We start from the raw sequence: 24,470 nt of genomic DNA on the forward strand, positions 1-24,470 counted from the left end.
ATATGGCAGCCGGAATGCGTTACAAAAATATAATATCAAATCTAAAAAATCCATGGATACGACTTCGGATACCGGAAGGTAAAATAAAACCAAAGGCACAGATCATAGGATATCACATTGGAAAGTCTTTGGCAGACGAAACACCATAAAAAGGAGAGAAGTCTATGCAGATTACCGTGAAATGCTGAAAAAAGCAGATATCGATGCAGTTGCCATAGTGACGACGAGCGGAGAGCACTGCTGGCAGATCGAAGCCGCTTTGGATGCGGGAAAGCATGTTTTTTCCGACAAGCCGCTGGGATTAACGGTTGAGGAGTGCAGGACAGCTGAGGCTGCTGTGGAACGCCATCCGGAACTGACATTTTTCCTTGGGTTCATGCGCCGCTATGATCCGTCTTATGCGTATGCAAAGGAAAAGATCAAAGAAGGGGCCATCGGTACACCATATATGGTGAAAGCGGCAGGAATCGATCCGGAAGCTCTGGTAGAAGGAGCCATTAAATTTGCAGCGACCAGCGGGGGGATCTTCATTGATATGGCGATCCATGACATCGATCTGATGCGCTGGTTCCTGGAATCCGATCCCGTGGAAGTATATGCGGCAGGAGCCACATTCAAACATCCGGAGTTTAAGGAAGCGGGAGATGACGAGACCGGTGCGGCAATGTATAAATGCGAAAACGGTGCACTGGGATTTGTGCACGTCGGACGTACTGCGGCACATGGATATCACGTTGAGACAGAGATTGTCGGCACCGAAGGCTCTTTAAGGATCAGTCCGGTACCGGAAAAAAATCTGTGTATGATCTATGATAAAAACGGGGCTGTGAAAGAATGTGTCAGCGGTTTTCCGGAGAGATTTGCAGAGTCTTATCAGCTGGAAATGGCAGAATTCATCAACTGTGTCCAGAAAGGCGTTAAACCGGACGTCACCGTATACGACGGCACAAAATCAACACAGATTGGCTTCGCAACTACAAAAGCCTGGAAAAAGGGAGGCATTGTAAAGATCGAATATTAAAAATCGGTCAGCTTGACACTCTTTGGGTGTCACGTATAATTAGAAATAGAAGAAAATATCAGGGAAGGGAGAGTGAGGTCTGATATGATACGCAGTATGCGGAGTAAAGTTTTCTTAGCCATCATCAGCATCACATTTTTGACTGCCTCGGCCATCACCCTGATATTTTATTTGAAATCTACTCAGATGATTGAGGACAATTACGGGACAAACCTCTATGGCCGCATTGAGCAGGTAGGGAATGCTTTCGATGATGCCATGAAAGAGATCTATTACATTACGGTACAGGCATCCAACGCAGAAGGGCTTTCCCGGCAGGCAGAAAGCTATCTAAAGACAGAAGATGCGGGACGGCTGGAGAAGATGTCCGGTATGCTGGGAGGATTCAAGAAACGAAACAGTGATATCGGATCAGTCTATCTGGTTCTTCCGGAACAGAAAACCATTGTTACGTCGGAGGATTATCCGGTTTATGTAAAGAAAGTAAATAACTCTGTATTAAAGCATATTGCAGAGATTTCTCTGGAGGACCACCCCGTCATTATCAAAGATCCGGTGAGAAAACAGAATAAAGTGCTGTCTTTTATCGAGCCCGTCATGAAAGACGGAAGTGTCCTTGGCTTTATCATGTGCAATATTGAAGAGCGGGCTGTCTATTATAAGTATCTGGATATTCTAAATGACGGCAGATCTTCGGAGGCGGTCCTCCTCAATAAGAAAAATGCCATTGTCTCTACGAAGAATGTCGAATCCATGGGCAAAATTTACAGGAACAGCAATTTTCCCGATATCCAGCAGAACGGCATTTTTAATAAAAGGACCCCGGCGGTCATAGGTATCAGCTATAAAACGGCATTTACCGGGTGCAGTTTTTTTATTACGGTTGAGAAGAGTGTCGTATTGAGTGACCTGAATCAGCTGAAATATTTTTTGCTGGCATTTTTATTTCTCTTTCTGGGCATCTCACTGATTCCCGCCTATTTTGCCACGAGGGCTATGTATGAGCCGTTAAGGAATCTGACGGCGGCGATGGATGAAATCAGCGCCGGAGAACTGGATAAAAGGGTCCAGGTCTGCACCAGGGATGAGATTGGACGGCTTTCCAATGATTTTAACAACATGCTGAACCAGATTGAAAAGCTGATTGAAAAGCTGATCAAGGAAGAAGGACTCAAAAAAGACGCAGAGCTGGAAGCACTTCAATACCAGATTACCCCGCATTTTATGTACAATACTTTAAATTCCATAAAGTTTGCGGCTCTGCTGAAAGGAGAGAAGGAGCTGGGCGGCCTGATCGGTGATTTTGTCGAGCTTCTGCAGGCAAGTGTCAACAAAAAAGGCACGTTTGTCACGGTCTCAGACGAGATCCATATTTTAAAAAATTATATTCATCTGCAGAAAATAAGGTATGACGGTCATTTTGATGTGGATTATGAGATCGGGAAAGACGCGGGCAGCTGTTTTGTCCCGCGGCTGATTCTGCAGCCTCTGGTGGAAAACTCTATTTTACATGGGCTGGATATGAAGATGGACAACAGCCAGATCGAGATCAGGGCCGTGATCGAAGAAGACTATTTATGTATCAGCGTGAAAGACAACGGAAGAGGAATGACACAGGAACAGATTTATGAACTGCTGACCAAAAAGACAAAGAAAACCAGCGGCCTGAGCGGGATCGGGGTTGTCAATGTCCGTGAGAGGCTCGAACTGTATTACGGAAACAATGCCGGTCTGGGCTATGACAGTAATTCCGACGGAACAACGGCATATCTGTATCTGCCGGCTTATAAAGACCAGAATCAGTATGCAGTGTGAAAGGAGAAAACGCCATGTACCGAACAATGATTGTCGATGACGATTTTTTAGTGCGCAGTTATCTGAAGCAGCTGGATGCCTGGGAGAAAGCGGGCTATGAGATCGCTGCAGATGTAAGGGATGCGGAAGAGGCTTTAAATGCAGTCAGAGAGCAGGCTCCCGACATGATCGTAACCGATATTTCCATGCCGCTGATGGACGGAATCGAGCTGATACGCAGGGTACGGGAAATGGGTCTTTCTACATATATCATCGTTCTGAGCTGTCATGATGATTTCAATTATGTGAAAGAGGCTATGCGCCTTGGGGCAAATGAATATGTACTGAAGAATTCTCTGGATGAGGATTCTCTTTTTGAGGTGCTTAAAAATGCGGAACACCATATGAACAGTATAAAGAAACTAAACAGTGAAGAAGAACGGACAAAAAAGCTGATCGAGGCCGGAAGCCAGTCCCTGAAGATCCGGTTTTTTAACGAGATTTTGGCGGGAGATATGAGTCCCGGGGAGCGGGAAGAAAGGCGCATTGAAGCCGGGATTAAAGGAAAATATATAAACAGTGCGGTCGTGAATATGTTTATCCCTGCCTGGATGTCGATCAAAGACAGCCAGTCACCGGCAGAGTCGGAACAATATGCGGCAGGATTCATAGAGCGTCTGTCCGCTCAGCTTCAGATGCTCCTGGGAGAGGAGCACAGCAGGGCCGAGACAGTTTCTCTGGGAGGAGGCATCTTCTGCTGTTTTCTGGATCTTTCTGATCTGAGCAGGAGCAGTGTGATGAGGCAGAAGCTCACAAGTGTGGCCTCTGCCTGCTTCAAATGCTGCAAGGAGGAGATCTTTGACTACGATATTGCAGTCAGCAATATCTGCATCGGAGAGGGCGGCATCCGCCAGGCATACCAGCAGGCAAGAGAGGCCATTAAGCTTAGTTTTTATGAGGACAGCGATATTTTATATTTTGACAGCCAGAAGACCATCGGGACCAAGATGCCGGAGTGTGCACAGGAGCTTTTAAATCATGCAAGGGATTATGCGGCAGGAAGAAAAGAAAAAGAGATGAAAGAAGAGTTTTTTCGTGTGATAGAAGCATGCCGGGAGACAAGGACGGACCCAAAGATCATTTTTCGGTGGATTCGGAAATTAGATACGGCCGTGGGGACAGAGCACAGTCAGGAAGAGCTGTTTAAGCTTACTCATGTGGATCAGCTTTCTGATATATTTAAGGGTTACAGAAGCAGGATATTTTTAGGTACAGGGAAAAAAGTTCCGGAAAATGCGGGGACACAGACGAGACAGGCAGTCTGGTATATCCGCGAACATTTCAAAGAGCAGATTGGCCTTCAGGAGGTTGCAGATGCCGTAGGGCTGAATTTTGCTTATCTGAGTTATCTGTTTAAGCAGGAAATGGGGATCGGCTTTTCGGGATTTCTTCTGGAACTCCGTGTAGAGTATGCAAAAGATCTTCTCAAAAATACAAGCTACAAGATTAAAGATGTTGCAGTGGAATCGGGATTCAACGATTACCACTATTTCTCAAAGGCTTTTAAGCGGTTAAATGGGGTCAGCCCGGCAGAGTACCGCAGGAAGTCCTAAAAATAAGACACCAAATCGGGAACATCTATTTTTAGAACAACAAAGCTAAAAATATTCCCGATTTTTTTGATCTTTTTCCATGTTATCCTTTATTCAGATAAAAAAAGAACACGGATAAAGGAGAAGTGCTATGTTTAACAAAGAAAAAGTAAAATTAGGAATTGCCCCGATCGCATGGACAAACGATGACCTTCCGGATTTGGGAAAAGAAAATACGTTTGAGCAGTGTGTCAGTGAGATGGCTTTGGCGGGATTTACCGGCTCAGAGGTGGGAAACAAATATCCGAAAGACCCTGAAGTGCTGAAAAAAGCTTTAGAGCTGCGTGGAATTGAAATCTGCAACCAGTGGTTTTCGTCTTTCCTGATTACGAAACCGTTTGAAGAAGTGGAGAAAGATTTCCGCGCACAGCTTTCCTTCTTAAAAGCTATGGGAGCAAAGGTCATCGGAGCATCCGAACAGAGCCACAGTGTACAGGGAATGACTGACACGCCGATCTTCGGACATAAATATGTGATGAATGATGAAGAATGGGAGATATTCTGCACGGGTATGAATAAACTCGGGGAGATCGCAAAAGAAGAATACGGCATCAGCCTTACCTTCCACCATCATATGGGAACCGTGGTGCAGGACCCGGATGAGGTTGAGCGGATGATGGCAAATACAGATCCTGAATATGTCAGCCTGTTATTTGACACCGGACATTTTACATACTGCGGCGCCGATCCTCTGGAGATGGTGAAAACATATGTGGACCGCATCAAGCACGTGCACTTAAAAGATATCCGTCCGGAAATCGTAGAAAAAGTAAAGGCAGAGAACCTGAGCTTCTTAGACGGTGTGCGCATGGGAGCATTTACTGTGCCGGGAGACGGATGCATCGACTTTGATCCGATCTTCAAGGTGCTGGAAGACGCAGGATATGAGGGATACATGCTTGTGGAAGCGGAACAGGACCCGGCAAAGGCGAATCCGCTGGAATATGCGCTAAAAGCAAGGAAATTTATTGCAGAGAAAACCGGATTATAAAAATAAAATAATTTATAAAATACTGCTGGATGGCATCCGGCAGTATTTTTTTGCCCACAATGTCCGGGAGAGCTGTGGTATGGTTTCTAATATAGAACATATTGTTGAAGGAGGGGTTATATATTATGAAACTTTGGGAAAATACAGTACTTACTGAAAAGGGTATAGCGCTGCAGAATAAAATGTTTGACGGGCAAACGTTAAAAATTACAGGGGCAAAGGCCGGAGCAGGAGAGGTGCCTCCTGTGAATCTGAGGCAGCAGACACAGATCACCGACGAACGGCAGGAAATTACACTGCAGCCGGTGCGGACAGAGGACGGTAAGGCCGTGATTCCTGTACTGCTGGAAAATACGGAGGTGAAGGAAAGCTATGAACTGCATCAAATAGGATTCTATGCAGAAGACCCTGATGAAGGGGAAATCTTATACTGCATTGCGCAGACTACTGAGGGAAAGAAAATTCCATCAGCGGCAGAAAGTCCGGGATTTTCTATCACATGGAATTTTTGTTTTCAGAATTCAGATACGGCACCTTTTGAGGTCGTTTTGGACTCGGCGGGACTGGTCGGAGTTGAGCAGTATGAGCTTCATTCAAAAGCAATCGAACAGATTGGAAAGACAGTTGAGGATCTTGGAAGTCTGACATCAAAAGATATAGCAGGATTGACAGCGGCAATCAATGAGACAAAGAATGAAATCAGCCGATTACGTGAGGAGCTAAATACAAAAGCGGCTCAGTCAGGTCTGAATAATACAAATATAAAAATGAAAGATCTTGTGAGAAGTCAGATCTTACAAAGATCCGATATCAGTATACCGGCGGGAGGAACACCTGAGTATCAATTCGCATACGATCTGCCGTCGGGATATAAGGTCTTAGGTCTTGGAGGCTTTGCATGCACTACCAGTAATCTGTCCGTATTCAATGCATACGTGGACGAAGCAAACAGGCGGGTGAGATGCTACATTAGAAATTATACTGTTTCTACTAATTACAATAATCAGACAGTTAAATTCTATATCTATTATATAAGAAATATATAGGATTATAGAAATAAAAGACCCCGCATGCCTGCGAGGTCTTTCAATGAAAAGAGAGGATTAAAATATATATGAAAAACTATGTCTTAAGTATATCAGCTTTATGTGCGAATACAATGTATAGAAACTAAACAATTCTAAACATCCTATAAACAAATATTAAGGAAAACTTGTGATTCTTATGAAAGGAACGGGTGATTACTGATATATTCTTCCATGATGTAAGCAGCACAGCCGACAATCTGTTCACATGGGCGCTTCCTGTAATAGTCTTTTGTGCGCTCTTCCGGGACGTAAGATTCCTTTTTCTGATCAAGCCCCAGCAGCTCGCGGCATACGATGGAACCGTTTAATTCTTCAAATGAGCGGGCGAGTTCCTGAATCCGCTTGTAGTGCTCTGTCTTTGAGGAACGGTCTATCGGTGAGTCGTATCCATACAAAACTCCCGCAGTGAGAAACATACCGCTTACAGAGCCGCACACTTCCCGGAGTCTTCCCATGCCTCCGCCAAAAGAAGAACTGAGCTTGAGGGCAGTGCTCCGGTCTATGCCGTACAGGTCTTTGAAAGCCAGAAAAACTGACTGAGAGCAGTTGTATCCTTCTTTAAATAAATTCATCGCTTTTTGGGCATATTGACTGGAAGTGAGATCAATGTTCATAAGGGCTCCTTTTCTTTTGTGCCGGTTCATTCAGTTTTCATTTTACAAAATAAAAAAACACCATCCCCAGCCCCAAGTAAGCCAAAAATAGTGTTTTAATACGCGATGAGGGGCTCGAACCCTCGACACCCTGATTAAGAGTCAGGTGCTCTACCAACTGAGCTAATCACGCTTATTTCATGATGCGCTACTTTTTCAACGCAAGAATTATTATATATGATGTTTTCCATAATTGCAAGTAAAAAATGAAAATTTTTTTGTATCTTTTTGTCGATGTCAATAATAAATGTATTTGTCATGCAAAAGTCATTGAAAAGACCGGGTGCAAAAGACGCCGGACCCTATACTTTTCTGTGTCTTTGTGCTAGAATAAAGCCAAAATTTGTTTGTGGCCTGAGGATAACAGAAGGAGTGTAAGAATTGAAAAACAATAAATTTGAATCCAATAAAAAATATTTTACCATATCGATCTATTCGATTGTTGTAATCCTTATCGGGTGTATTATATTCCGCCTGGTCAATAACTGGGCGTCTACGGTCGGGATTCTTACAGATCTATGGAATACGATCTTCCCGTTTTTTATTGGCTTTCTGATCGCATATGTGATGAATCCTGTCGTTACCTTTTTTAACGAAAAAGTCTTTTCCTCATTATTCGGTGAAAAACGAAAAAGATTATGCCGTGCAGGTGCGATCCTCACTACTTATATTATATTAGTCGGAGCACTTACGATCTGTCTGATCTTCATCGTGCCTCAGCTCTATGACAGCATCAAAGAACTGTCCAGCCAGATCCCGGTGATCTCAGACCAGATCATGGGACTGCTGGATCACTACAAGGAAAGCGGTTCCGGAGTATTCCCTGCCGAGCTGATGGACACACTGGAGACCAAGAGCCTGCCGAAGCTGGTACAGCTTTCCAATCAGATGCTCACAGAAGCCATTCCGATGCTATATAATTTTTCGGTTTCATTTGTAAAATGGCTGTTTAACCTGTTCATTGCTTTCGTAGTGTCCATCTATATGACGGCCGATAAGCAGTTATTGAAAAGTGCCTGCCGAAGGCTTATTTTTGCAGTTTTTCCTTATAACGCAGCGGTTCCGGTCATTCACGGACTGAAGGAGTGCCATAATATCTTCTCCGGATATATCATCGGAAAGTCGCTGGATTCCCTCATTATCGGATTCCTCTGTTTTTTGCTTATGAGCCTTCTAAACCTGCCGTATACTGTGCTGATCAGCGTTATCGTCGGGGTAACCAATATGATTCCTTATTTCGGACCTTTTATCGGAGCAGTGCCGGGTGCGTTTATCCTTTTTATTGTAAGCCCATATAAAACACTGATTTTCCTTGGAATGATCCTGGTGCTGCAGCAGTTCGACGGGCTGGTGCTGGGACCGAAGATCCTCGGCAATTCTACGGGAGTCAGGCCGATCCTGATCCTGTTCTCTATTACAGTAGGAGGAGCTTATTTCGGACCTTTGGGTATGTTTTTAGGTGTACCGTTTTTTGCAGTGGTCCAGTATCTGGTCAACAACTGGGTCAATTACAGATTGTATAAAAAGAATCTGGATATCGAGTAGGAGGCATATATATGAAATCCATTGCTGCCATGGCTCAGTGCAGAGCTTCACAAGAACCGGAAAAAAATCTCTGTAAGGCAGAACACTTCTGCCGGGAAGCCAGGGAAAAGAGAGCCTGTTTTATCATATTCCCGGAGTATTTTATGACCTACTATCCTATGGAGAGAAGTGCCTACTATGAAAAAGCCCAGCCTCTCGACGGGCCCTTTGTACAGGGAATGAAAAGACTGGCCGCAGCACATGGGCAGTGGATTTTATTTGGAATGAACGAAAAGCCCGGCAGGAATTCAGAAGGGAAATGTTTTAATACGGCGGTCCTTTTAGATGACAGGGGAACTCTCCGCTCTGTTTACAGAAAGACTCATCTTTTTGATGCATTTTCATGGAAAGAATCGGACAGTACGCTGCCCGGAGAAGCTCTGCATGAGCCGGAGGATACACCGCTTGGAAAGGCAGGCCTGGGAACCTGCTATGATCTCAGATTTCCGGAACCGGCCAGGGTACAGGCACTGAAGGGTGCCGAGGTTCTGATCTATCCTTCAGCCTGGGCAGACGGGCCGGATAAATTTATGCAGTGGGAGACGCTGCTTCGAGCCAGGGCCATTGAGAATACGGTGTTTACTATTGGCTGCTGCCATTACAGTGAAGAACACTATATGGGCAGAAGCCTCGCCTTCGATCCCTCCGGCAGAAAGCTTGCAGAAGGAGGAGCGGGAGAGGAACTGGTTGTCCTGTCGGTAGACACTGACCGGAGAGATGTCATTATACATCAGGTTCCGGTATTGAAAAAACGCCGGACAGATCTTTATGACATAAGGACAGGAAAATGAAATTCAATTTGGAAAAAATTATCTGCATGTCAGAAAGGCAGATTCCAGTGTTCTATGACTATGGATGAACTCTGCAGCAAATTGAAAAAATTCGGTTTTTTCAGGAGCCACCGTTCTTACATCGTCAACATGCAAAAAGTTTCGGAAGTCATGAAATGGACCAAGAATTCTTATTCCCTCAGGATGAAAGGAGGGGAAGAGGAAAATATCCCTCTCAGCAAAGGAAGAGTTGAAGAATTGAAGGAGTATTATGGATTTTATGGGCTCTTTTCATGGCCCTATATCTCCGTTCGTCCTTTTTTACTTGTCAAAACCAGGCGAATCCAATAAAATGTAAGTATTACGAGGAGGTATTTACATGAATCAAGACTGCATAACAATGGAACATGTGGGCATTTCATTTCAGAAGAAAATGGCATTGGACGATGTGAATATCCGGGTATCGGAGGGAGAAATCTTTGGATTTTTAGGGCCCAGCGGAGCCGGAAAGACAACGACGATCAAATTATTGAGCGCGCAGCTTCGGCAGGACTGCGGTCAAATTTCTGTCATGGGAATGGAACCGTTTGAAGATGTCAGCAAGCTGTATCAGAACATTGGAATTTTATCCGACAACAGCGGCTTGTATGAAAAAATGTCGGTGGAGGAAAACCTTAAAATATTTTCTGAGATTTACAGGCTTCCGAAAACAAGGATTCCGGAGGTGCTTGAGCAGCTTCATTTAACAGAAGACGGAAAGAAAAAGGCTGAGAAACTTTCCAGGGGAATGAAACAGAGGCTTTTGTTTGCCAGGGCGATCTTACATAAACCTAAGCTTCTGTTTTTGGATGAACCCACGGCCAATCTTGATCCATCTACAAGTGAGGATGTTCACGATATTATCAAACAGCTGAACAGGGACGGAACTACCGTTTTTCTTACGACTCATGATATGGAGGAAGCAGATGAACTCTGCAGCAGAGTGGCATTCTTAAACGAAGGGGTCATCAAAGAGGTCGGGGTACCGGAAGAACTGAAGATCAAATATGCAAAAGACAGGGTGAAGATCCTTTACACAGACGGAACTGTAAAAGAAATTCCGAAGGACAAAACGGCCATAGCAGAGGAACTTTTAAGTGCAGACAAAGAGGTTGTGACGATCCATTCAGTGGAACCCGACTTGAAAACGATATTCTTGGACTTGACGGGGAGGGAATTAGCATGAAATTAAGAGCGAGAATAATAAAAGCACTGATGAAAAAGGATTTCAGAATGCTTGCGGGTAATAAAAATACTTTTTTTATTTTACTGCTTCCAATTTTATTCTGTGTCCTTTACACAAAGGTGCTGCCGATTGGAAAAGAGACAGGGATGTTATACCCTCTGCTTCTCTGTGAAGTGCTGAATCTGATCTGCGCGCCGATCTCACTGCTGAGCATGATGGTGGCGGAGGAAAAAGAGAAAAATACCCTGCGGACTTTGATCATGTCCGATGTCAGGGCTATGGAGTTTCTGGCCAGCAAGATGTTTGTTGTACTCTTATTAATGGAAGTAATCTCTGTGACAAATTATCTGCTGGTGGGACTTGACATGAAGTTTTTTGCGGGCTATATGCTCATCTCCACTTTGGCTTCGATCGGTATCCTGTTTTTAGGCGCAACTGTGGGGATTTTGTCTGAAAATCAGATGTCAACAGGAACGATTTCCACACCGCTGATGCTTCTGCTGATGCTGCCGCCGATATTTGCCGGGATGAACAGGGTACTGGAAAAGATAGCATTTTGTCTTCCAACAAACGCCTTTATGGAGATCATGAACGGAGAATACCGAAACAAAGCCGCCTTTCTCTCCGGAGCCAACATGAAACACTATGCGGTCTGCCTTGTATGGATTGTCATCGGCATTGCAGTGTTTAATATTGTCTACAAGAAAAGAGGGGTAGACAGCCAATAGTTTATAATATGTTTAGAATTGTTTATTTTCTATATATTGTTTTTAAAGGGAAAGTTGCTATAATGAAAATATAGTTTTTCATATATACTTAATCCTCTCTTTTTTAAAATGCTCTGCCGGTAACAGAGCACATATTGTAAGCAGGTTGGTGCCGGAAGATATTCCGGCACCATTTTTATGAGTTTTTTACCACTATTCAATGATCTTTATATAGAATTTCCGGTTTCTGGGCCCGTCGAATTCGCAGAAGTAGATGTCCTGCCAGATTCCAAGTACCGGTTTTCCGTCAGCGATGATGACCGTCTGTGACGGGCCGACGGTCGATGTTTTCAGGTGGGCATTGGAGTTTCCTTCTGCGTGGCGGTAATTTTTGTCATGCAGAGGATATACCTTGTCAAACCCGAAGAGCATATCGTGGACCACATCCGGGTCCGCATTTTCATTGATTGTAATCCCTGCCGTTGTGTGAGGAGAATGGATGACGGCGATGCCGTCTTTGATCCCCGAAATTCTCAGGTCCTCTTCCAGGAAGGAAGTGATTTTTATCATATCCTCCCGTCCGGTGTGATTTAAATGGTGTTCAAAAAAAGTCTGTTTCATCTCACTGCTCCTTTCTTTTGCTCTCAGTATACCGCATCAGGAAAGGTGTGCCAACTTCTGTCAGGCCTCATTGTTAAGTCCTGTGAAATTATATTGTATTTTTTGGAATTTACTGCCGTATATTCTTGTTCTATGACAATATTTGTGATATTATGAATAAGGTTTAACGATAATATTACAAAAATCTTACGATAGAATGAGCTGCCGGAGGAGAAGAGAGTTGAGGAGCTATAAAAAATATATTACAGTGTGGGCCATGGCATTGACTATGGCAGCAGCATCTGTGCCGGTTTCAGCGGCGCCGGCAGAGAGCGGCAGCACTGAAGATATTCAGAAAAACATAGGACAGAAAGAATCATATCAGGTCAGGTTTGACGGAGCAGGCGGCACGGTGAGGGAGGCCGTGCGCCAGATCGAAGCAGGAGAACTTATTTCCGAGCCGGAGACGCCTGTCAGGAACGGATATGTATTTAAGGGCTGGAGTGATCAGAGCGGAGGACAGACCGGATACTGGAATTTCAGTGCCGATGAGATGCCTCGGAGAGATCTGATCCTCACGGCTGTGTGGGAAAAAGAATATACGCTTGACCGTCCCCATGTGACTGTGGCGGTCTCTGCACAGGCGAAGGTGGGAGTAAGAGAATCTTCGTCGCCCAGGGCTGTGTGGAAGTCAGGGGATGAACGCATCGCCACTGTGGACAGCAGCGGAAACGTAAGAGGAAAAGCGGCGGGAAGGACTTATGTACAGGCCATAGTGGGCAGCCAGGTTGTGACAGCAGGCGTACAGGTCACAAATCCATATCTGTCAAAGAGCAGCGGGACTGTGGCAAAGAACCGGACTGCGAAAATACCGATCAGGGGATTGAGTTCTACCAGCCGATCATCTGTCTCAGTAAGCGGCAGCAGGGCGAAAGTTTATATTCAGGATAATCAGCTGGTCATATACCCGAAAAAGAGAGGCATTACCTGGTTTTATGTCAAGATAGACGGAAAACAGAAGACCTATAAGGCGGAGGTCACTTCCTATAAGGCGGTCAAAGCTATCGCGAAGGCTAAAAAAGCAAAGGGATGCCGATACAGCCAGCCAAAGAGAATGAGGAAGGGCTATTATGACTGCAGTTCTCTGATCTGGCGCTGCTACAAGCCGTACGGCATACATTTCGGAAGCCGTTCTTATGCTCCGGTGGCAGCGAGTGAAGCCAAGTACATGAAGCGTCATAAAAAAGTCGTATCTTATAAGAGGGTGAAGGCCCAAAAGCTTCTCCCGGGAGATGTGATCTTTTATTCCTACACAAGAAACGGGCGATACCGGAACATTTCCCACGTGGCATTGTACATAGGAAACGGCAGGATCATCCACGCGGCCAACCGCAGAGTAGGCGTTGTGGAGGCAAAATATAAATACACCAAATGCATTAAAATGATTGCTCGTCCGGCTAAATAAATTTTAAGAAAAGAATCGGCTTTCTTTAAGGAAGACCGGTTCTTTTTGTGTTATACTGATAAAAATAAGGTTTAGGTGAGGGAAGCTGCATGAAAAAAGTAATTTCTAATCTTCTTCTGGCTGTGTGCATCGTGGTCTTTTTATTCAGCGGATGGAAACTCGCGGGGTATTATCTGGAATATAAAAAGGCAGATGACGAATATGATAAGATAGCACAGGAAGTGGTCAAAACAAAAGGAAAAGAACGAGTCATTGATTTTGAGAAACTCAGGAAGATCAATCCGGATACCATCGGCTGGGTCTATGCCAGGGGAACCAATATCGATTACCCGGTCGTCCTTGGGAAGGATAACGATTATTATCTGCACACAACATTTGAGGGGACAAAGAACAGTTCCGGAGCAGTTTTCATGGACTGCCACGGGGATAAGGATTTCGGTGCGGAGCACAATATCATATACGGGCATCATATGAGGAACGGATCGATGTTTGCAGACCTTATGAAGTTTCGCGAGCAGAGTTTTATCAAGAAACAGGATACGATCACCCTTTATACTCCGAATGGGAAAAGGGACCTGAAGGTCGTTGCCTCTTATGCAAGAAAGGCCGACAAGCTGATCCCGATCACTTTTGGGGACAGGAAGGACATGAAGAAGTATCTGGAGGAGATTTTGTCCATGAGTGATATCCAGTCCAGGATACCGAAGAAGACTGTGATGAAAACAAAGAAGCTGTATACGTTTGTCACGTGCAGTTATGAACAGGAAGATAACCGTACATTTGTACATGCGATTGAGAGCAAAGATTAACGAGGACTTATATGTTCAAATTTACAAAGAAAAATAAAAGGGAACTTGCAGTTATCTGCACGTTTCTTTTTATTGTCACTTTTATTTTTATATGGATCATCCAAAATATCGGACTGCCGATCGAGACAAAAGTCGAAAACGGCCATATCAAGGTGATCGATGTTTCAAAATACAACCATAAAGTCAACTGGAAGAAAGTAAAGGACAGCCAGATCAACCACGCTGTTTTAAAGATCGGCTCCGGTGCGAAAAAAAAGAAAAAGGGCACAGAAGATCCGATGTTTATTGCAAACTACCGGAACGCAAAGATCTCATCCATTCACTGCGGAGTTTATTATTACTCTTATGCCGGGGACGTGAAAGCAGCGGTGAAAGAGGCAAAACACTGTATTTCCCTGTTGAAGAAGCATGATATTGACCCGGAAGATCTGAAGCTTCCCGTGGTATTTGACATAGAGGAAGAAGAAGTCATGAAAACCGGGAAAAAGAATGTGACGGCGCTGACAAGGGCTTTCTGCGAAGAGATCAAACGGGCGGGCTATGAGCCCATGGTCTATTCCAACGCTTACTTTTTAAAACACTATTTTGACTATGACGGTATTAAAGAATATAAAATGTGGGTGGCTCATTATACAAAAGAGGATGAGCCGGATATCCCATATCAATACCACATGTGGCAGTTTACGGATCAGGCTTCTGTTCCCGGGGCAAATACGGGAAGCGGCCACTGCGATCTGAATTACTATTTAACAGATAAGGAAGGAAACCTGTTATGAGAGAAATCAAAAAAGCAGCATTGATAGGCCTTGGGGCCATCGGCGGATTCGCGGCACCCGGGCTTTGCAAAGCGCTCGGCAGCGAGAATTTCTGCGTCATCGCAGGAGGAGAGCGCAGAATGCGTCTGGAAAGGGACGGCGTCATCATCAACGGAAAACAATGGAAATTCCAGACGGCTGAGCCCTCATGGGAGAGCAGACCGGCGGATCTTATTATTTTGAGTGTGAAGTATACGGCGCTTGACCAGGCCATCGAAGATATCCGGAACCAGGTAGGGGAACACACTGTCATCATGTCACTGCTGAACGGAGTGGAGAGTGAAGAGCGGATCAAAGCGGCCTACCCCGACAATGAGGTGCTGTATTCCGTAATACGTGTACCGGCCCTTCACCATGGAAATGAAATCTCTTTTCCGGTGGGGGCCGGCAAGATTTCTTTCGGCCAGGCGTATAACGATACATTGTCGGAAACCGTGTGTTCCGTGAGGGATGTATTTGAAAAGGGCAAAATTCCATATGAAGTGCCAAAAGATATGCTGAGAAATATGTGGCATAAGTTTATGACAAATGTAAGCGAGAATCAGAGCGCTGCTATCCTTCGTGTCCCTTACGGCATCTGGACCATCAGTGAAGATGCCAATGAGCTGAGGGAGCAGGCGGCCAGGGAAGTCATCGCTATTGCCGGGAAGAAAGGTATCCATCTGACAGAGGAAGATCTTTTGGAACACAGGACCTATTTTGAGAGCGCCCCATTCTATGGGAAACCTTCGACTCTTCAGGATATCGAGGCCGGAAGGAAGACGGAGGTGGAGATGTTTGCGGGAGCGGTCATAAGAATGGGAAAGGAGCTGGGTATCCCAACTCCTTATAATCAAATGTTTTATCACTGTATCAAAACCCTGGAAACCTGGAATGACCACCAGCCGGATCACAAACAGGATGACGCATAGGATACAAATTCCAGCAATACTGCATAGCCGAAACTGATGATCAAAGCCGCATAGTATGAGATACCGGCGGCTTTTTCATTTGGCCAGCTTTGACGGATATCCCTGTCAAGCCATGTCTTCAGATAACCGGAACGGCCGCACAGGCGGGAAATGGCAATGAGGATCAGAACACTCAGCGCCAGAAAGGCAATACTTACAGGAACCAGGACTGCGATGGCCTGAAGCCTCTGGGCCGTGGATACGGTCTGGGTCATGAGAGAAGAATTGCCGATCAGTCCATAGATGATGCTGGTTATGACGCTGACGCCGTTAAATGTGGCATGGAGCAGCATACAGGAATAAATACTGTCGGAAGCCTCTAAAAGCAGACCTAAGACCAGTCCCAGGACAAAGGCATAACTGAACTGGTTGAAATTCATGTGTGCGATGCCGAAAAATAATGCGGTCAGCAGGATTCCTTTGATAGGGCGTGCTTTTCTGAGACCGGAATAAATAACGCCCCGGAACAGCACTTCCTCTACGATCCCCGGAAGAATAGACAGTGCCAGGACGGAAAGCCAGGGATTCTGCGAGGCCGTGGATACACTGGAGGTAATAAAGTCCCGGAAAATCAGCTGGCTTACATTATTGATCAGGCTGATAAAAGGCAGGACCGTAAATGCTAAAAGGATAGAAAGCAATGCAGCGGCCGGTCTCAGAGGTTTCAGATGAAGTCTCGCTTTCACATCTTCTTTGCCAATCTTCAGATAACCGATGCCAAGGCCAAGAAGTACCAGATAAAATACAATCATAAACAAATATCGGTCCTGTACTGCAAACTGCAGCAGAGGGGAAACAAAAAAGTAGACAAACAAATACATCAGACAGAAACAGCCCGGTGTCTTAAAATATTTCATATAATATCCAGCTCCTTGTAAGTTTATTTTGCCCGGATGGTTCCGCCGGTGATCTCGATCTTATTCTGTTTCAGTAATCGGCCGACGGCTCGCTTAAAGGCATTTTTGCTGAGTCCCAGTTCTTTGTCAATCATGGCAGGGCTCGCCTTGTCGGTGAATGGGAGTACCCCGTCATAGCTTTTGATCGTTTCCATGACCAGCTCGCTGTCTGCATCTATCTGAAGATATGCTTTATCTCTCGGTGAGAGATCCAGTTTGCCGTCCTCCCGGACGCGGAGTACCCGGACATTTACAGAGTCTCCCACAGACAGTCTGGTGTGGACTTCGTTGAGCGGGATCAGGCCGAAATACTGGTCGTCTACGGCTACAAACGTACCGATCTCAGGGTTAATGCTGTATACGGTGCCTGTGACCCAGTCATCCTTCTCATAGTCATGTTCACTGCTCAGTGCCTGATAAATCTTCATGGAAGCACAGAGACGCCGGCTCTTGTCAATATAAAGCCTGACCAGATAGGAATGATCCGTTTTGATCTTGGATGTCTGTTCTTTGAATGGGAGGAACAGGTCTTTTTCCAGTCCCCAGTCCAGGAATGCACCGATATCTGTGATCTCCTTAACCTTGAGGACGGCCAGATGTCCCATCGTAATGAGAGGATGGGAAGTCGTAGCGATCGGACGGTCTTTTGAATCCTTGTAGACGAAGACGGAAATGCGGTCTCCGACCCGGGCTCCCTCCGGAACCTGTTTTTTTGGCAGAAGGATACTCTGTTCCGTCACACCTTCCTCGTCATTTAAATATGCGCCGAAATCGGCAAATTTTACAATATAAAGTTCTTGGTTTTCTCCTAATTTAATCATAGTTCTTCCTTTCTTTGTTTCATTATTATAGCATAAATCGCTTTTCATTTGCAGAAAATGTGATACCATAAAAAGAAAACGGAGGGAGTCTTAAAATGCAGGAAAAAGAATACTATACAATAGAAGATTTTATCCAGGTAGTAAAAGAACTGCGGGGAGAAAACGGATGCCCGTGGGACAGGAAGCAGACACATGAATCCCTGATCCCCTGTCTCGTGGAGGAGAGCGGGGAAGTGGTGGAGGCCATTGAACATAATGATATGCAGAATCTGGAAGAGGAGCTTGGAGACGTTCTCCTTCAGGTGGTGATGCATGCAAGGATCGCCGAGGAACGGGGAGATTTCAGTTTTTCGGATGTGGTGAACGGAGTGTGCAGGAAAATGATTCGGAGGCATCCTCATGTGTTCGGAGATGAGACATTTTCCACTCGGGAGGAACAATTATCCAGCTGGAGGAAGATCAAGGAATTAGAAAAGATAGAAAAGAAGCGCAAAGCCCGTGAATTGGCTGAAAATAAGGAATAAAGCGCATTTTGGCTTGACATGCAGGCACCTTAATTATACAATGAACTCATGTAATCGAAGAGCAGAAAATGCTTATGACGAAATTAGGAGGAATATAATCAATGAACAAAACAGAATTAGTTGCGGCTATCGCAAGCAAGACTGAATTATCTAAAAAAGATGCAGAAAAAGCTTTAAAAGCTTTCACAGATGTCATTGCAGAAGAATTAAAGAAGGGTGAGAAAATTCAGTTAGTTGGTTTCGGAACTTTTGAAGTTTCTGAGAGAGCTGCAAGAGAAGGAAGAAATCCAAGAAGCGGTGAAGTGATGAACATTCCTGCATCCAAAGCTCCAAAGTTCAAAGCCGGAAAAGCTCTGAAAGATATCGTAAACGAAAAATAATCACAGAACGACAAATCAAGCTGCCCTTCAATTTTTATAAGGGCGGCTTCTTTTATATTATATTACAGGGAAGTTCTGCAGATTTCTGTTTTGTTTTTCGAAAACCAACATCAAAGGAGTAATATTGAATGAGACTAGACAAATTTCTTAAAGTATCCAGGCTGATCAAGCGCCGGACCGTCGCCAATGAAGCGTGCAGCGCCGGGAGAGTGACCGTCAACGGCAAGACCGCCAAAGCCGGGACAGACGTAAAACCGGGGGACGAGATCCGCATCTCGTTCGGTAATAAAGAGGCGGCCGTGGAAGTCCTCCGGGTGGAAGACACAGTAAAAAAAGACCAGGCGGCAGAATTATACAAATACATTTGATATTTTTCACATGATTTTCGTTCTCCTTTCATATAGTGTATAAACTATGAAAGGAGATTTTTTCATGATAGAAGATAGACAACCTATGAAAACACATAAAGTGGATCTGCTGAACCGTTCTCTGGGTGTCATTACGGGAGTGAGGGATGTAGTGTCCTTCGACCTGAATGAGATCATACTCGATACGGAGCAGGGACTCCTGATGATCAAGGGGTTTAATCTGCATGTGAAAAAGCTTTTGGTAGAAAAAGGCGAGGTGGAGATAGACGGTAAAGTCGACAGTTTCCTATATTCAGATGTGGATGACCATAACGGAGGCAAAAAAGAAGGGCTGCTCGGAAGGCTGTTAAAATAATGCAGGAAGCAGTGTTAGGCCAGCTTTATTTCTTCCTGGGGGCTGTCTGGTTCGGAGCATGCCTGCTGCTTGTCTATGACGGCATCAGGAGTTTCCGCGTCGTATTCCGGCACAAATTATGGGTCGTATCAGTGGAGGATGTGCTCTACTGGATCTTTGTGGGCTTCTTGTGTTTCCGGTTTCTCTGCTGGTATAATTGGGGAGAACTCCGTGGATTTTTCTTTTTAGGTCTGATCATCGGCATGGCAGTCTATTATATGCTCATCAGCCCGAAGGTATTAGAAGGTCTTGTGTTTTTGTTACATAATATTAGAAAGGTCTTTGGGAAAATATTTCGTATTATCCGCCATCCGTTTGCCAAAGCCGGAATAAATATGAGATGGAGATTGAAACAGGAGAGAAAAAACGTTAAAATAGCCTTAATGAGGAAGGGGCACAAAAGAGGTGATACACATGGGGAGAAAGATAAGCAGTTATAAAAAAGGACTCAGGCAGAGAACAAGGGTGATCTTACTTGTCGTCATTATGTTTGTCATTGTGATGTCCATTGCTTACCGAAGGCTGTCGGAAAAGTCGGCGGCCCTTCAGAAAGAGGAGGCCCAGCTGGAACAGCAGATAGAAAAGGCGAAAGATAAAAAGCAGGAACTGAAGGATAAGAAGGAGTATATTAAGACCAAAGAATTTATAGAAAAAACTGCACGTGTAAAATTCGGATTGTTTTATCCGGATGAGTATGTAGTTAGACCATCAAATTGATGGATTCAAAAAGAAGTCTGACATGGATGTCAGGCTTTCTTTTTTGTCATAAATTCGTTGTTCCTCTTTCCGCTTCAAGCGGAAATTTACGAACTATCATCAAAAATACCATTTACCTATAATGTATAACAAAGAGGAGGAAACTATGGAGAGATACAATAAGAGGCTGATCAAGATCCTTCGCTTCTTTTTGGAAAATGAAAAAAGGATTACCGGGGCAAGCATTGCATTGTCTGTGGGCGTTTCTACAAGGACGGTCAGGAATGACATCAAAGAGTTAAATCAGATGCTTGCGGACAGGGGAGCAGAGATCACGTCAGAGATCGGGCAGGGATATAAGCTTGCTGTGAACGACAGCCGGAAATTTGACGTCCTGAAAAAAGAGATCCGGAAAGAAGAGAGTTCAAAGCCGTTTCAAAATATCATTCCGTCAGATTCGGAAGAACGGGTTTATTATATTATTTCCAGGCTTTTGCTGAACTCTCTGAACAGCGGGGAGAGGATCGACTTCTTTGATCTGGAGGAAGAATTGTTTGTGAGTACTTCCACTCTGAAAAAAGATTTGAGAACTATCGACGGGATACTTAAAAAACATGACCTTCGGATCAGTGATACAAAAAAGGAAGGAATGAGAGTCGTAGGGCAGGAGACGAAGATCCGGTTTTGTATTTCGGAATACATTTTCAACAACCAAAAGGATACAGGAGATATAGGGAACCAGTTTTACAAGGACATTTTTTCATCCGATGAGGTGGAAAATCTGAGGATCATCCTCATGGAAGCGATCACAGATTTTAACCTGCGGCTTACGGATATCGCTTTCCGTAACCTGCTCGTACATAGCCTGATCATGCTTAAGCGTTTCGAGAAAAAACGGCATGTGAAATACGATGAAGAAGAGATCGAGCTGTTTTCGGGAACAAAGGAGTTCCGCTGTGCCCAGCAGATTATAAATGAGATTTCCAGGAAATTGGGCATCTCCCTGGGAGATGAAGTGTATTATCTGACCCAGCATCTGATCTCCAGCCAGCGTTTTCTGATCGAGAATCTGGATGGGGATTACGAGTATAAGGATGAAATTGAGGACATTTTAAATACCATCCGCTCGGGGACAGGGATCGATCTGTCCGACGACAATCAGCTGATCAACGGGCTGGCCATGCATTTGAGCGCGGCTTTGCAGAGGCTCCGGTTTGACATGAATATAAGAAATGAGTTTCTGGACAGTATCAAAAACCTGTATCCGCTTGCCTTTGAACTGGCAGTCGTAGCCGGGGAGGTGATTGAAAAAAAACATAAGCTCAAGGCAAAAGAGTCGGAAATCGGATTTCTGGCCATGCATTTCGGAGCGGCACTGGAGAGAAAAGGGCTGAATCGGAAACAGGAGCCAAAGAAAGTAGTTCTGGTCTGTATCGCAGGCATTGCCACGGCGCTGCTCCTAAAAGAGAAATTACAGCATAAGTTTGGGCAGTACATAGAGATCGTAAAATCCTGTCCGGTACAGGAAGTGAACGAAGAACTGATTGACAGCGCCGATCTGGTGCTGACCACGGTAGAGCTTCCCGATTTTCAGTCTGAAAAAATAAAAAAGATCAAACTGTTTCTGGATGATGATGACCTGAACCATCTGGCTACGGTGATCACAGACAGTGGAAACCAGATGAAAGTCATTGATTACAGCAGCATCTTCCGGGAAGACCTCTTCTTCACCAATATGGAGTTTAAGGACAAACAGGAAATTCTTGAATTTATGGCCAACGTCATGGTCGAAAAGGGCTATATCAACCAGGAGATCAAGCAATCCATCTTTAAAAGGGAAGAGATGTCAACTACAGAACTGGGAAGTCTGGTGGCCATACCACATGCCCTTTTTAACGATATGGAGGAGGCGGCTGTTTCCGTCATGGTCCTGAAAAAGCCAGTCATCTGGGAAAATGAAAAAGTCCAGGTAGTCCTGATGTTAAACATTCCCCAGAGCAAATACGATGTCTGGGAAGTTGTATTTAAAAACCTATATCAGTTTTTGATCGGAAATTCCGGCGTGGCGAAACTGGTGAAGCACCCTTGTTATGGGCAGTTTATCAAAGACTTATTAGAACAGGAAGAGAAGCTTAAAGAAACAGCAGGGAGGATATGAAGTGGAAAAGCTAATCTTAAACGAAAACAATGTGCAGCTGCAGATAGAAGCAAAAAACTGGGAAGAGGCAGTGAGGATCGGAGCGGAGATGCTGGTCAGCCAGGGATGTGCTGAAAAGTCCTATGTGGAAGGAATCATAAGTGCCATCAAAGAACTGGGGCCATACATCATCGTGGCCGACGGCCTGGCTATGCCGCATACAAGGCCGGAATGCGGGGCTACCGGCATCGGCTGCAGCCTGATCACCTTAAAAGAACCGGTCTTCTTTGACGGGGATAAGGAACCGGTAAGGGTCCTGATCTGTTTTTCGGCGGTGGACAGCGAAAGCCATCTGGACATTCTGAAAATGATCGTTGGCTTCGTGGAAAAGGGATGGATTCCGGAGATCGCCGCAATGAAGGATAAGCAGGAATTGTTTGATTTTCTCAATAAGAATAGTAATGCCTGATAAGGCTGCTATAAAAAGAAACACGACAACCATTTTAAAAGGAGGATAGAACATGTTAAAGATTTTAGCAGTGTGCGGGGCAGGGCTCGGAAGCAGTTTTGCATGCCAGATGAGTGCGGAAGCGGTATTGAAAGACCTGGGAGTAGACGCAAAAATGGATCACACGGACATTTCCAGTGTATCCGGGGCACAGGCAGACATCATAATCGCCGCAAAGAATTTTGAAAAGCAGTTTGAGCGTTATACGATCAGCTGCCCGACAGTATTTTTAGAGCGCCTGGTAGACAAAAATGAAATCCGGGAGAAGCTTGTACCGGTGTTAAAAGAACTGGGAGAACTTTGAAAACAAGAGGAAAAAGAAAGTGAGGAAAAACTATGCAAGTATTGAATTTTATCATCAATAATATTTTAACGCAGGCCTCCATCATCATCGCATTGATTGCGCTGCTCGGTCTGGTCCTGCAGAAAAAACCGGTGGGAGCCGTCATCTCAGGAACAATGAAAACCATGCTCGGATTTCTTGTACTGTCCGCAGGTTCTGCTGTCATCGTTTCATCGCTGACTTATTTTGGAGACATATTTAAGGCTGCATTCGGATTGAAGGGTCTGGTTGCCTCCATCGAGGGAATCAACGGCCAGGCCATGAATGAGCTGGGGCTGGGAAGCGAGATCGCCATCACCCTTGCGGGAATCTTTATCGTCAATATTATCATTGCAAGATTTACAAAATTCAAATACATATTCCTGACAGGCCAGGCATTGCTCTGGGAGGCGACACTCTGTGTGGTATTCGCTTATTACTGTGGATTAACAGGTGTACCTCTGATCATCATCGGAAGTATCGTGGGAGGATTCTTTGCGACCTTCATGCCTGCCTTTGCACAGCCTATTGTAAAGAAGATTACGGGCAGTGAAGATATCGCACTCGGACACTTATGCACAATCGGTTATATGTTCACAGCGCTGATTGCAAAACTGACCGGCGGAAAATCAAAATCCACAGAGGACATCAATCTTCCAAAGAGCCTGGAATTTTTACAGGATACTTACCTTTCTGTCATGGTTGTCATGGTACCGCTTTATGTGATTACAGCTGCATTTGCAGGGCCGGCCGCATGTGCAGAATATGCGGGAAATACGAACTTTATCGTTCATGCATTTTTACAGGGTATGCAGTTTGTCGTAGGTGTCTATGTGCTGATGACAGGAGTCCGCATGCTCTTGGCCGAGATCGTTCCTGCATTCCAGGGAATTTCCATGAAGCTGGTTCCAAACTCAGTGCCTGCACTGGACTGCCCGGTATTGTTCCCATATGCGCCGAATGCGGTCATCTTCGGATTTGTCTTTACAACGATCGGTTCTATTATCGGAATGTTCCTGACTCCGGTATTCGGACTTCCTATGGTCCTGCCGGGAGTACTGTCCAACTTCTTCGCAGGCGGAACAGCAGGTATATTTGCAAACCAGGTAGGCGGAAGACGGGGAGCCATGATCGGATGTATTGCTCACGGAATCTTTATTACCTTCCTGCCGGCTATGCTCTCACCGATGCTTGCCGACATTGGATTTATCAATACGACTTGTACGGACGTGGATACGGTAGTGACCGGTTTCCTGTTCATGCTGTTTAAGTCAATAGCTGCAATATTTTAGTTCGTAAA

28 protein-coding genes and 1 tRNA gene are annotated in these 24,470 nt (G+C 44.9%); 24 read left to right on the plus strand and 5 right to left on the minus strand.

Annotated elements, in window-relative coordinates; all coding sequences use genetic code 11:
* Window positions 1–145: 145 nt before the first annotated feature.
* The 5 genes from QGT46_RS07865 (at window position 146) to QGT46_RS07885 (ending at window position 6,504) form a co-directional block, all read left to right on the plus strand.
* Entirely contained in the window at window positions 146–1,021 is an 876-nt protein-coding gene (locus tag QGT46_RS07865; protein WP_268876119.1) for a Gfo/Idh/MocA family oxidoreductase, read from the plus strand.
* An 84-nt stretch (window positions 1,022–1,105) separates the two neighbouring features.
* Window positions 1,106–2,836 carry a sensor histidine kinase gene (locus tag QGT46_RS07870; protein ID WP_301590253.1) on the plus strand — a complete coding sequence of 577 codons (1,731 nt, stop codon included), beginning with the start codon at window positions 1,106–1,108 and terminating at the stop codon, window positions 2,834–2,836.
* A gap of 14 nt (window positions 2,837–2,850) precedes the next feature.
* Complete coding sequence (locus QGT46_RS07875; RefSeq protein WP_024728725.1) at window positions 2,851–4,428, plus strand: response regulator; 1,578 nt, start codon at window positions 2,851–2,853, stop codon at window positions 4,426–4,428.
* Between the two features lie 130 nt (window positions 4,429–4,558).
* Window positions 4,559–5,458, plus strand: a complete 900-nt coding sequence (gene iolE, locus QGT46_RS07880; RefSeq protein ID WP_024728724.1) for a myo-inosose-2 dehydratase — start codon at window positions 4,559–4,561, stop codon at window positions 5,456–5,458.
* Window positions 5,459–5,583: 125 nt separating this feature from the next.
* On the plus strand, window positions 5,584–6,504 hold the full coding sequence (locus tag QGT46_RS07885) for a hypothetical protein (RefSeq protein WP_270430909.1): 921 nt from the start codon (window positions 5,584–5,586) through the stop codon (window positions 6,502–6,504).
* Window positions 6,505–6,680: 176 nt separating this feature from the next.
* Here QGT46_RS07885 and QGT46_RS07890 read toward each other — a convergent pair whose 3' ends face one another.
* Complete coding sequence (locus tag QGT46_RS07890) at window positions 6,681–7,160, minus strand: C-GCAxxG-C-C family protein (RefSeq protein WP_024728721.1); 480 nt, start codon at window positions 7,158–7,160, stop codon at window positions 6,681–6,683.
* A 99-nt stretch (window positions 7,161–7,259) separates the two neighbouring features.
* Window positions 7,260–7,332, minus strand: a tRNA-Lys gene (locus tag QGT46_RS07895).
* Between the two features lie 248 nt (window positions 7,333–7,580).
* Here QGT46_RS07895 and QGT46_RS07900 point away from each other — a divergent pair.
* From QGT46_RS07900 to QGT46_RS07920, 5 genes are read left to right on the plus strand one after another with little or no spacing between them, the layout of a single operon-like run.
* On the plus strand, window positions 7,581–8,744 hold the full coding sequence (locus tag QGT46_RS07900; protein ID WP_024728720.1) for an AI-2E family transporter: 1,164 nt from the start codon (window positions 7,581–7,583) through the stop codon (window positions 8,742–8,744).
* A gap of 11 nt (window positions 8,745–8,755) precedes the next feature.
* Complete coding sequence (locus QGT46_RS07905) at window positions 8,756–9,574, plus strand: carbon-nitrogen hydrolase family protein (protein WP_301590256.1); 819 nt, start codon at window positions 8,756–8,758, stop codon at window positions 9,572–9,574.
* Between the two features lie 60 nt (window positions 9,575–9,634).
* Entirely contained in the window at window positions 9,635–9,904 is a 270-nt protein-coding gene (locus QGT46_RS17255) for a LytTR family DNA-binding domain-containing protein (RefSeq protein WP_301590258.1), read from the plus strand.
* Between the two features lie 28 nt (window positions 9,905–9,932).
* Window positions 9,933–10,778: an ABC transporter ATP-binding protein gene (locus tag QGT46_RS07915; RefSeq protein ID WP_024728717.1), complete on the plus strand. Its 846-nt coding sequence runs from the start codon at window positions 9,933–9,935 to the stop codon at window positions 10,776–10,778.
* On the plus strand, window positions 10,775–11,506 hold the full coding sequence (locus QGT46_RS07920; RefSeq protein ID WP_024728716.1) for an ABC transporter permease: 732 nt from the start codon (window positions 10,775–10,777) through the stop codon (window positions 11,504–11,506). Before QGT46_RS07915 ends, QGT46_RS07920 begins: the two co-directional genes overlap by 4 nt.
* Window positions 11,507–11,698: 192 nt before the next feature.
* On the opposite strand, the gene QGT46_RS07925 is transcribed toward QGT46_RS07920, so the two are convergent.
* Window positions 11,699–12,106, minus strand: coding sequence for a secondary thiamine-phosphate synthase enzyme YjbQ (locus QGT46_RS07925; RefSeq protein WP_024728715.1), 408 nt, complete (start codon window positions 12,104–12,106; stop codon window positions 11,699–11,701).
* Between the two features lie 220 nt (window positions 12,107–12,326).
* Here QGT46_RS07925 and QGT46_RS07930 point away from each other — a divergent pair, with 220 nt between their 5' ends.
* The 4 genes from QGT46_RS07930 (at window position 12,327) to QGT46_RS07945 (ending at window position 16,085) form a co-directional block, all read left to right on the plus strand.
* On the plus strand, window positions 12,327–13,550 hold the full coding sequence (locus QGT46_RS07930) for an InlB B-repeat-containing protein (RefSeq protein ID WP_024728714.1): 1,224 nt from the start codon (window positions 12,327–12,329) through the stop codon (window positions 13,548–13,550).
* A gap of 89 nt (window positions 13,551–13,639) precedes the next feature.
* On the plus strand, window positions 13,640–14,359 hold the full coding sequence (srtB, locus tag QGT46_RS07935) for a class B sortase (protein ID WP_024728713.1): 720 nt from the start codon (window positions 13,640–13,642) through the stop codon (window positions 14,357–14,359).
* Window positions 14,360–14,370: 11 nt separating this feature from the next.
* Entirely contained in the window at window positions 14,371–15,135 is a 765-nt protein-coding gene (locus tag QGT46_RS07940) for a glycoside hydrolase family 25 protein (RefSeq protein ID WP_024728712.1), read from the plus strand.
* On the plus strand, window positions 15,132–16,085 hold the full coding sequence (locus QGT46_RS07945) for a ketopantoate reductase family protein (protein WP_024728711.1): 954 nt from the start codon (window positions 15,132–15,134) through the stop codon (window positions 16,083–16,085). Before QGT46_RS07940 ends, QGT46_RS07945 begins: the two co-directional genes overlap by 4 nt.
* Here QGT46_RS07945 and QGT46_RS07950 read toward each other — a convergent pair.
* Entirely contained in the window at window positions 16,064–16,981 is a 918-nt protein-coding gene (locus QGT46_RS07950; RefSeq protein ID WP_024728710.1) for a CPBP family intramembrane glutamic endopeptidase, read from the minus strand. The genes QGT46_RS07945 and QGT46_RS07950 overlap by 22 nt on opposite strands.
* 23 nt (window positions 16,982–17,004) lie before the next feature.
* The gene (locus QGT46_RS07955) at window positions 17,005–17,841 is read right to left on the minus strand and encodes a S1 RNA-binding domain-containing protein (RefSeq protein WP_024728709.1); all 837 of its coding nucleotides are present in this window, start codon (window positions 17,839–17,841) and stop codon (window positions 17,005–17,007) included.
* A 95-nt stretch (window positions 17,842–17,936) separates the two neighbouring features.
* Between QGT46_RS07955 and QGT46_RS07960 the strand changes: the two genes are divergently transcribed.
* From QGT46_RS07960 to QGT46_RS08005, 10 genes are all read left to right on the plus strand, one after another.
* Window positions 17,937–18,365 (plus strand): MazG family protein, encoded by a 429-nt coding sequence (locus QGT46_RS07960; protein WP_024728708.1) that lies wholly within the window; start codon window positions 17,937–17,939, stop codon window positions 18,363–18,365.
* A gap of 101 nt (window positions 18,366–18,466) precedes the next feature.
* Window positions 18,467–18,745: an HU family DNA-binding protein gene (locus QGT46_RS07965; RefSeq protein WP_006567569.1), complete on the plus strand. Its 279-nt coding sequence runs from the start codon at window positions 18,467–18,469 to the stop codon at window positions 18,743–18,745.
* Window positions 18,746–18,873: 128 nt separating this feature from the next.
* A complete protein-coding gene (locus tag QGT46_RS07970; RefSeq protein WP_024728707.1) occupies window positions 18,874–19,113 on the plus strand; it encodes an RNA-binding S4 domain-containing protein in 240 nt (79 codons plus the stop codon).
* Window positions 19,114–19,177: 64 nt separating this feature from the next.
* Window positions 19,178–19,468: a sporulation protein YabP gene (gene yabP, locus QGT46_RS07975; RefSeq protein ID WP_009289329.1), complete on the plus strand. Its 291-nt coding sequence runs from the start codon at window positions 19,178–19,180 to the stop codon at window positions 19,466–19,468.
* Window positions 19,468–19,947 carry a spore cortex biosynthesis protein YabQ gene (gene yabQ, locus QGT46_RS07980; protein WP_024728706.1) on the plus strand — a complete coding sequence of 160 codons (480 nt, stop codon included), beginning with the start codon at window positions 19,468–19,470 and terminating at the stop codon, window positions 19,945–19,947. The genes yabP and yabQ overlap by 1 nt, the downstream gene beginning before the upstream one ends.
* Window positions 19,922–20,224, plus strand: coding sequence for an FtsB family cell division protein (locus QGT46_RS07985; RefSeq protein WP_024728705.1), 303 nt, complete (start codon window positions 19,922–19,924; stop codon window positions 20,222–20,224). The genes yabQ and QGT46_RS07985 overlap by 26 nt, the downstream gene beginning before the upstream one ends.
* A gap of 145 nt (window positions 20,225–20,369) precedes the next feature.
* Entirely contained in the window at window positions 20,370–22,361 is a 1,992-nt protein-coding gene (locus tag QGT46_RS07990) for a BglG family transcription antiterminator (protein ID WP_024728704.1), read from the plus strand.
* A 1-nt stretch (window position 22,362) separates the two neighbouring features.
* Entirely contained in the window at window positions 22,363–22,809 is a 447-nt protein-coding gene (locus QGT46_RS07995) for a PTS sugar transporter subunit IIA (RefSeq protein WP_024728703.1), read from the plus strand.
* Window positions 22,810–22,861: 52 nt separating this feature from the next.
* Complete coding sequence (locus QGT46_RS08000; protein ID WP_006567562.1) at window positions 22,862–23,152, plus strand: PTS sugar transporter subunit IIB; 291 nt, start codon at window positions 22,862–22,864, stop codon at window positions 23,150–23,152.
* A gap of 32 nt (window positions 23,153–23,184) precedes the next feature.
* Window positions 23,185–24,462: a PTS sugar transporter subunit IIC gene (locus QGT46_RS08005; RefSeq protein ID WP_024728702.1), complete on the plus strand. Its 1,278-nt coding sequence runs from the start codon at window positions 23,185–23,187 to the stop codon at window positions 24,460–24,462.
* The last annotated feature ends 8 nt before the right edge of the window (window positions 24,463–24,470 follow it).

Source organism: Anaerostipes faecis (assembly GCF_910574135.1).
In the GTDB taxonomy this organism is placed as follows: domain Bacteria; phylum Bacillota; class Clostridia; order Lachnospirales; family Lachnospiraceae; genus Anaerostipes; species Anaerostipes hominis.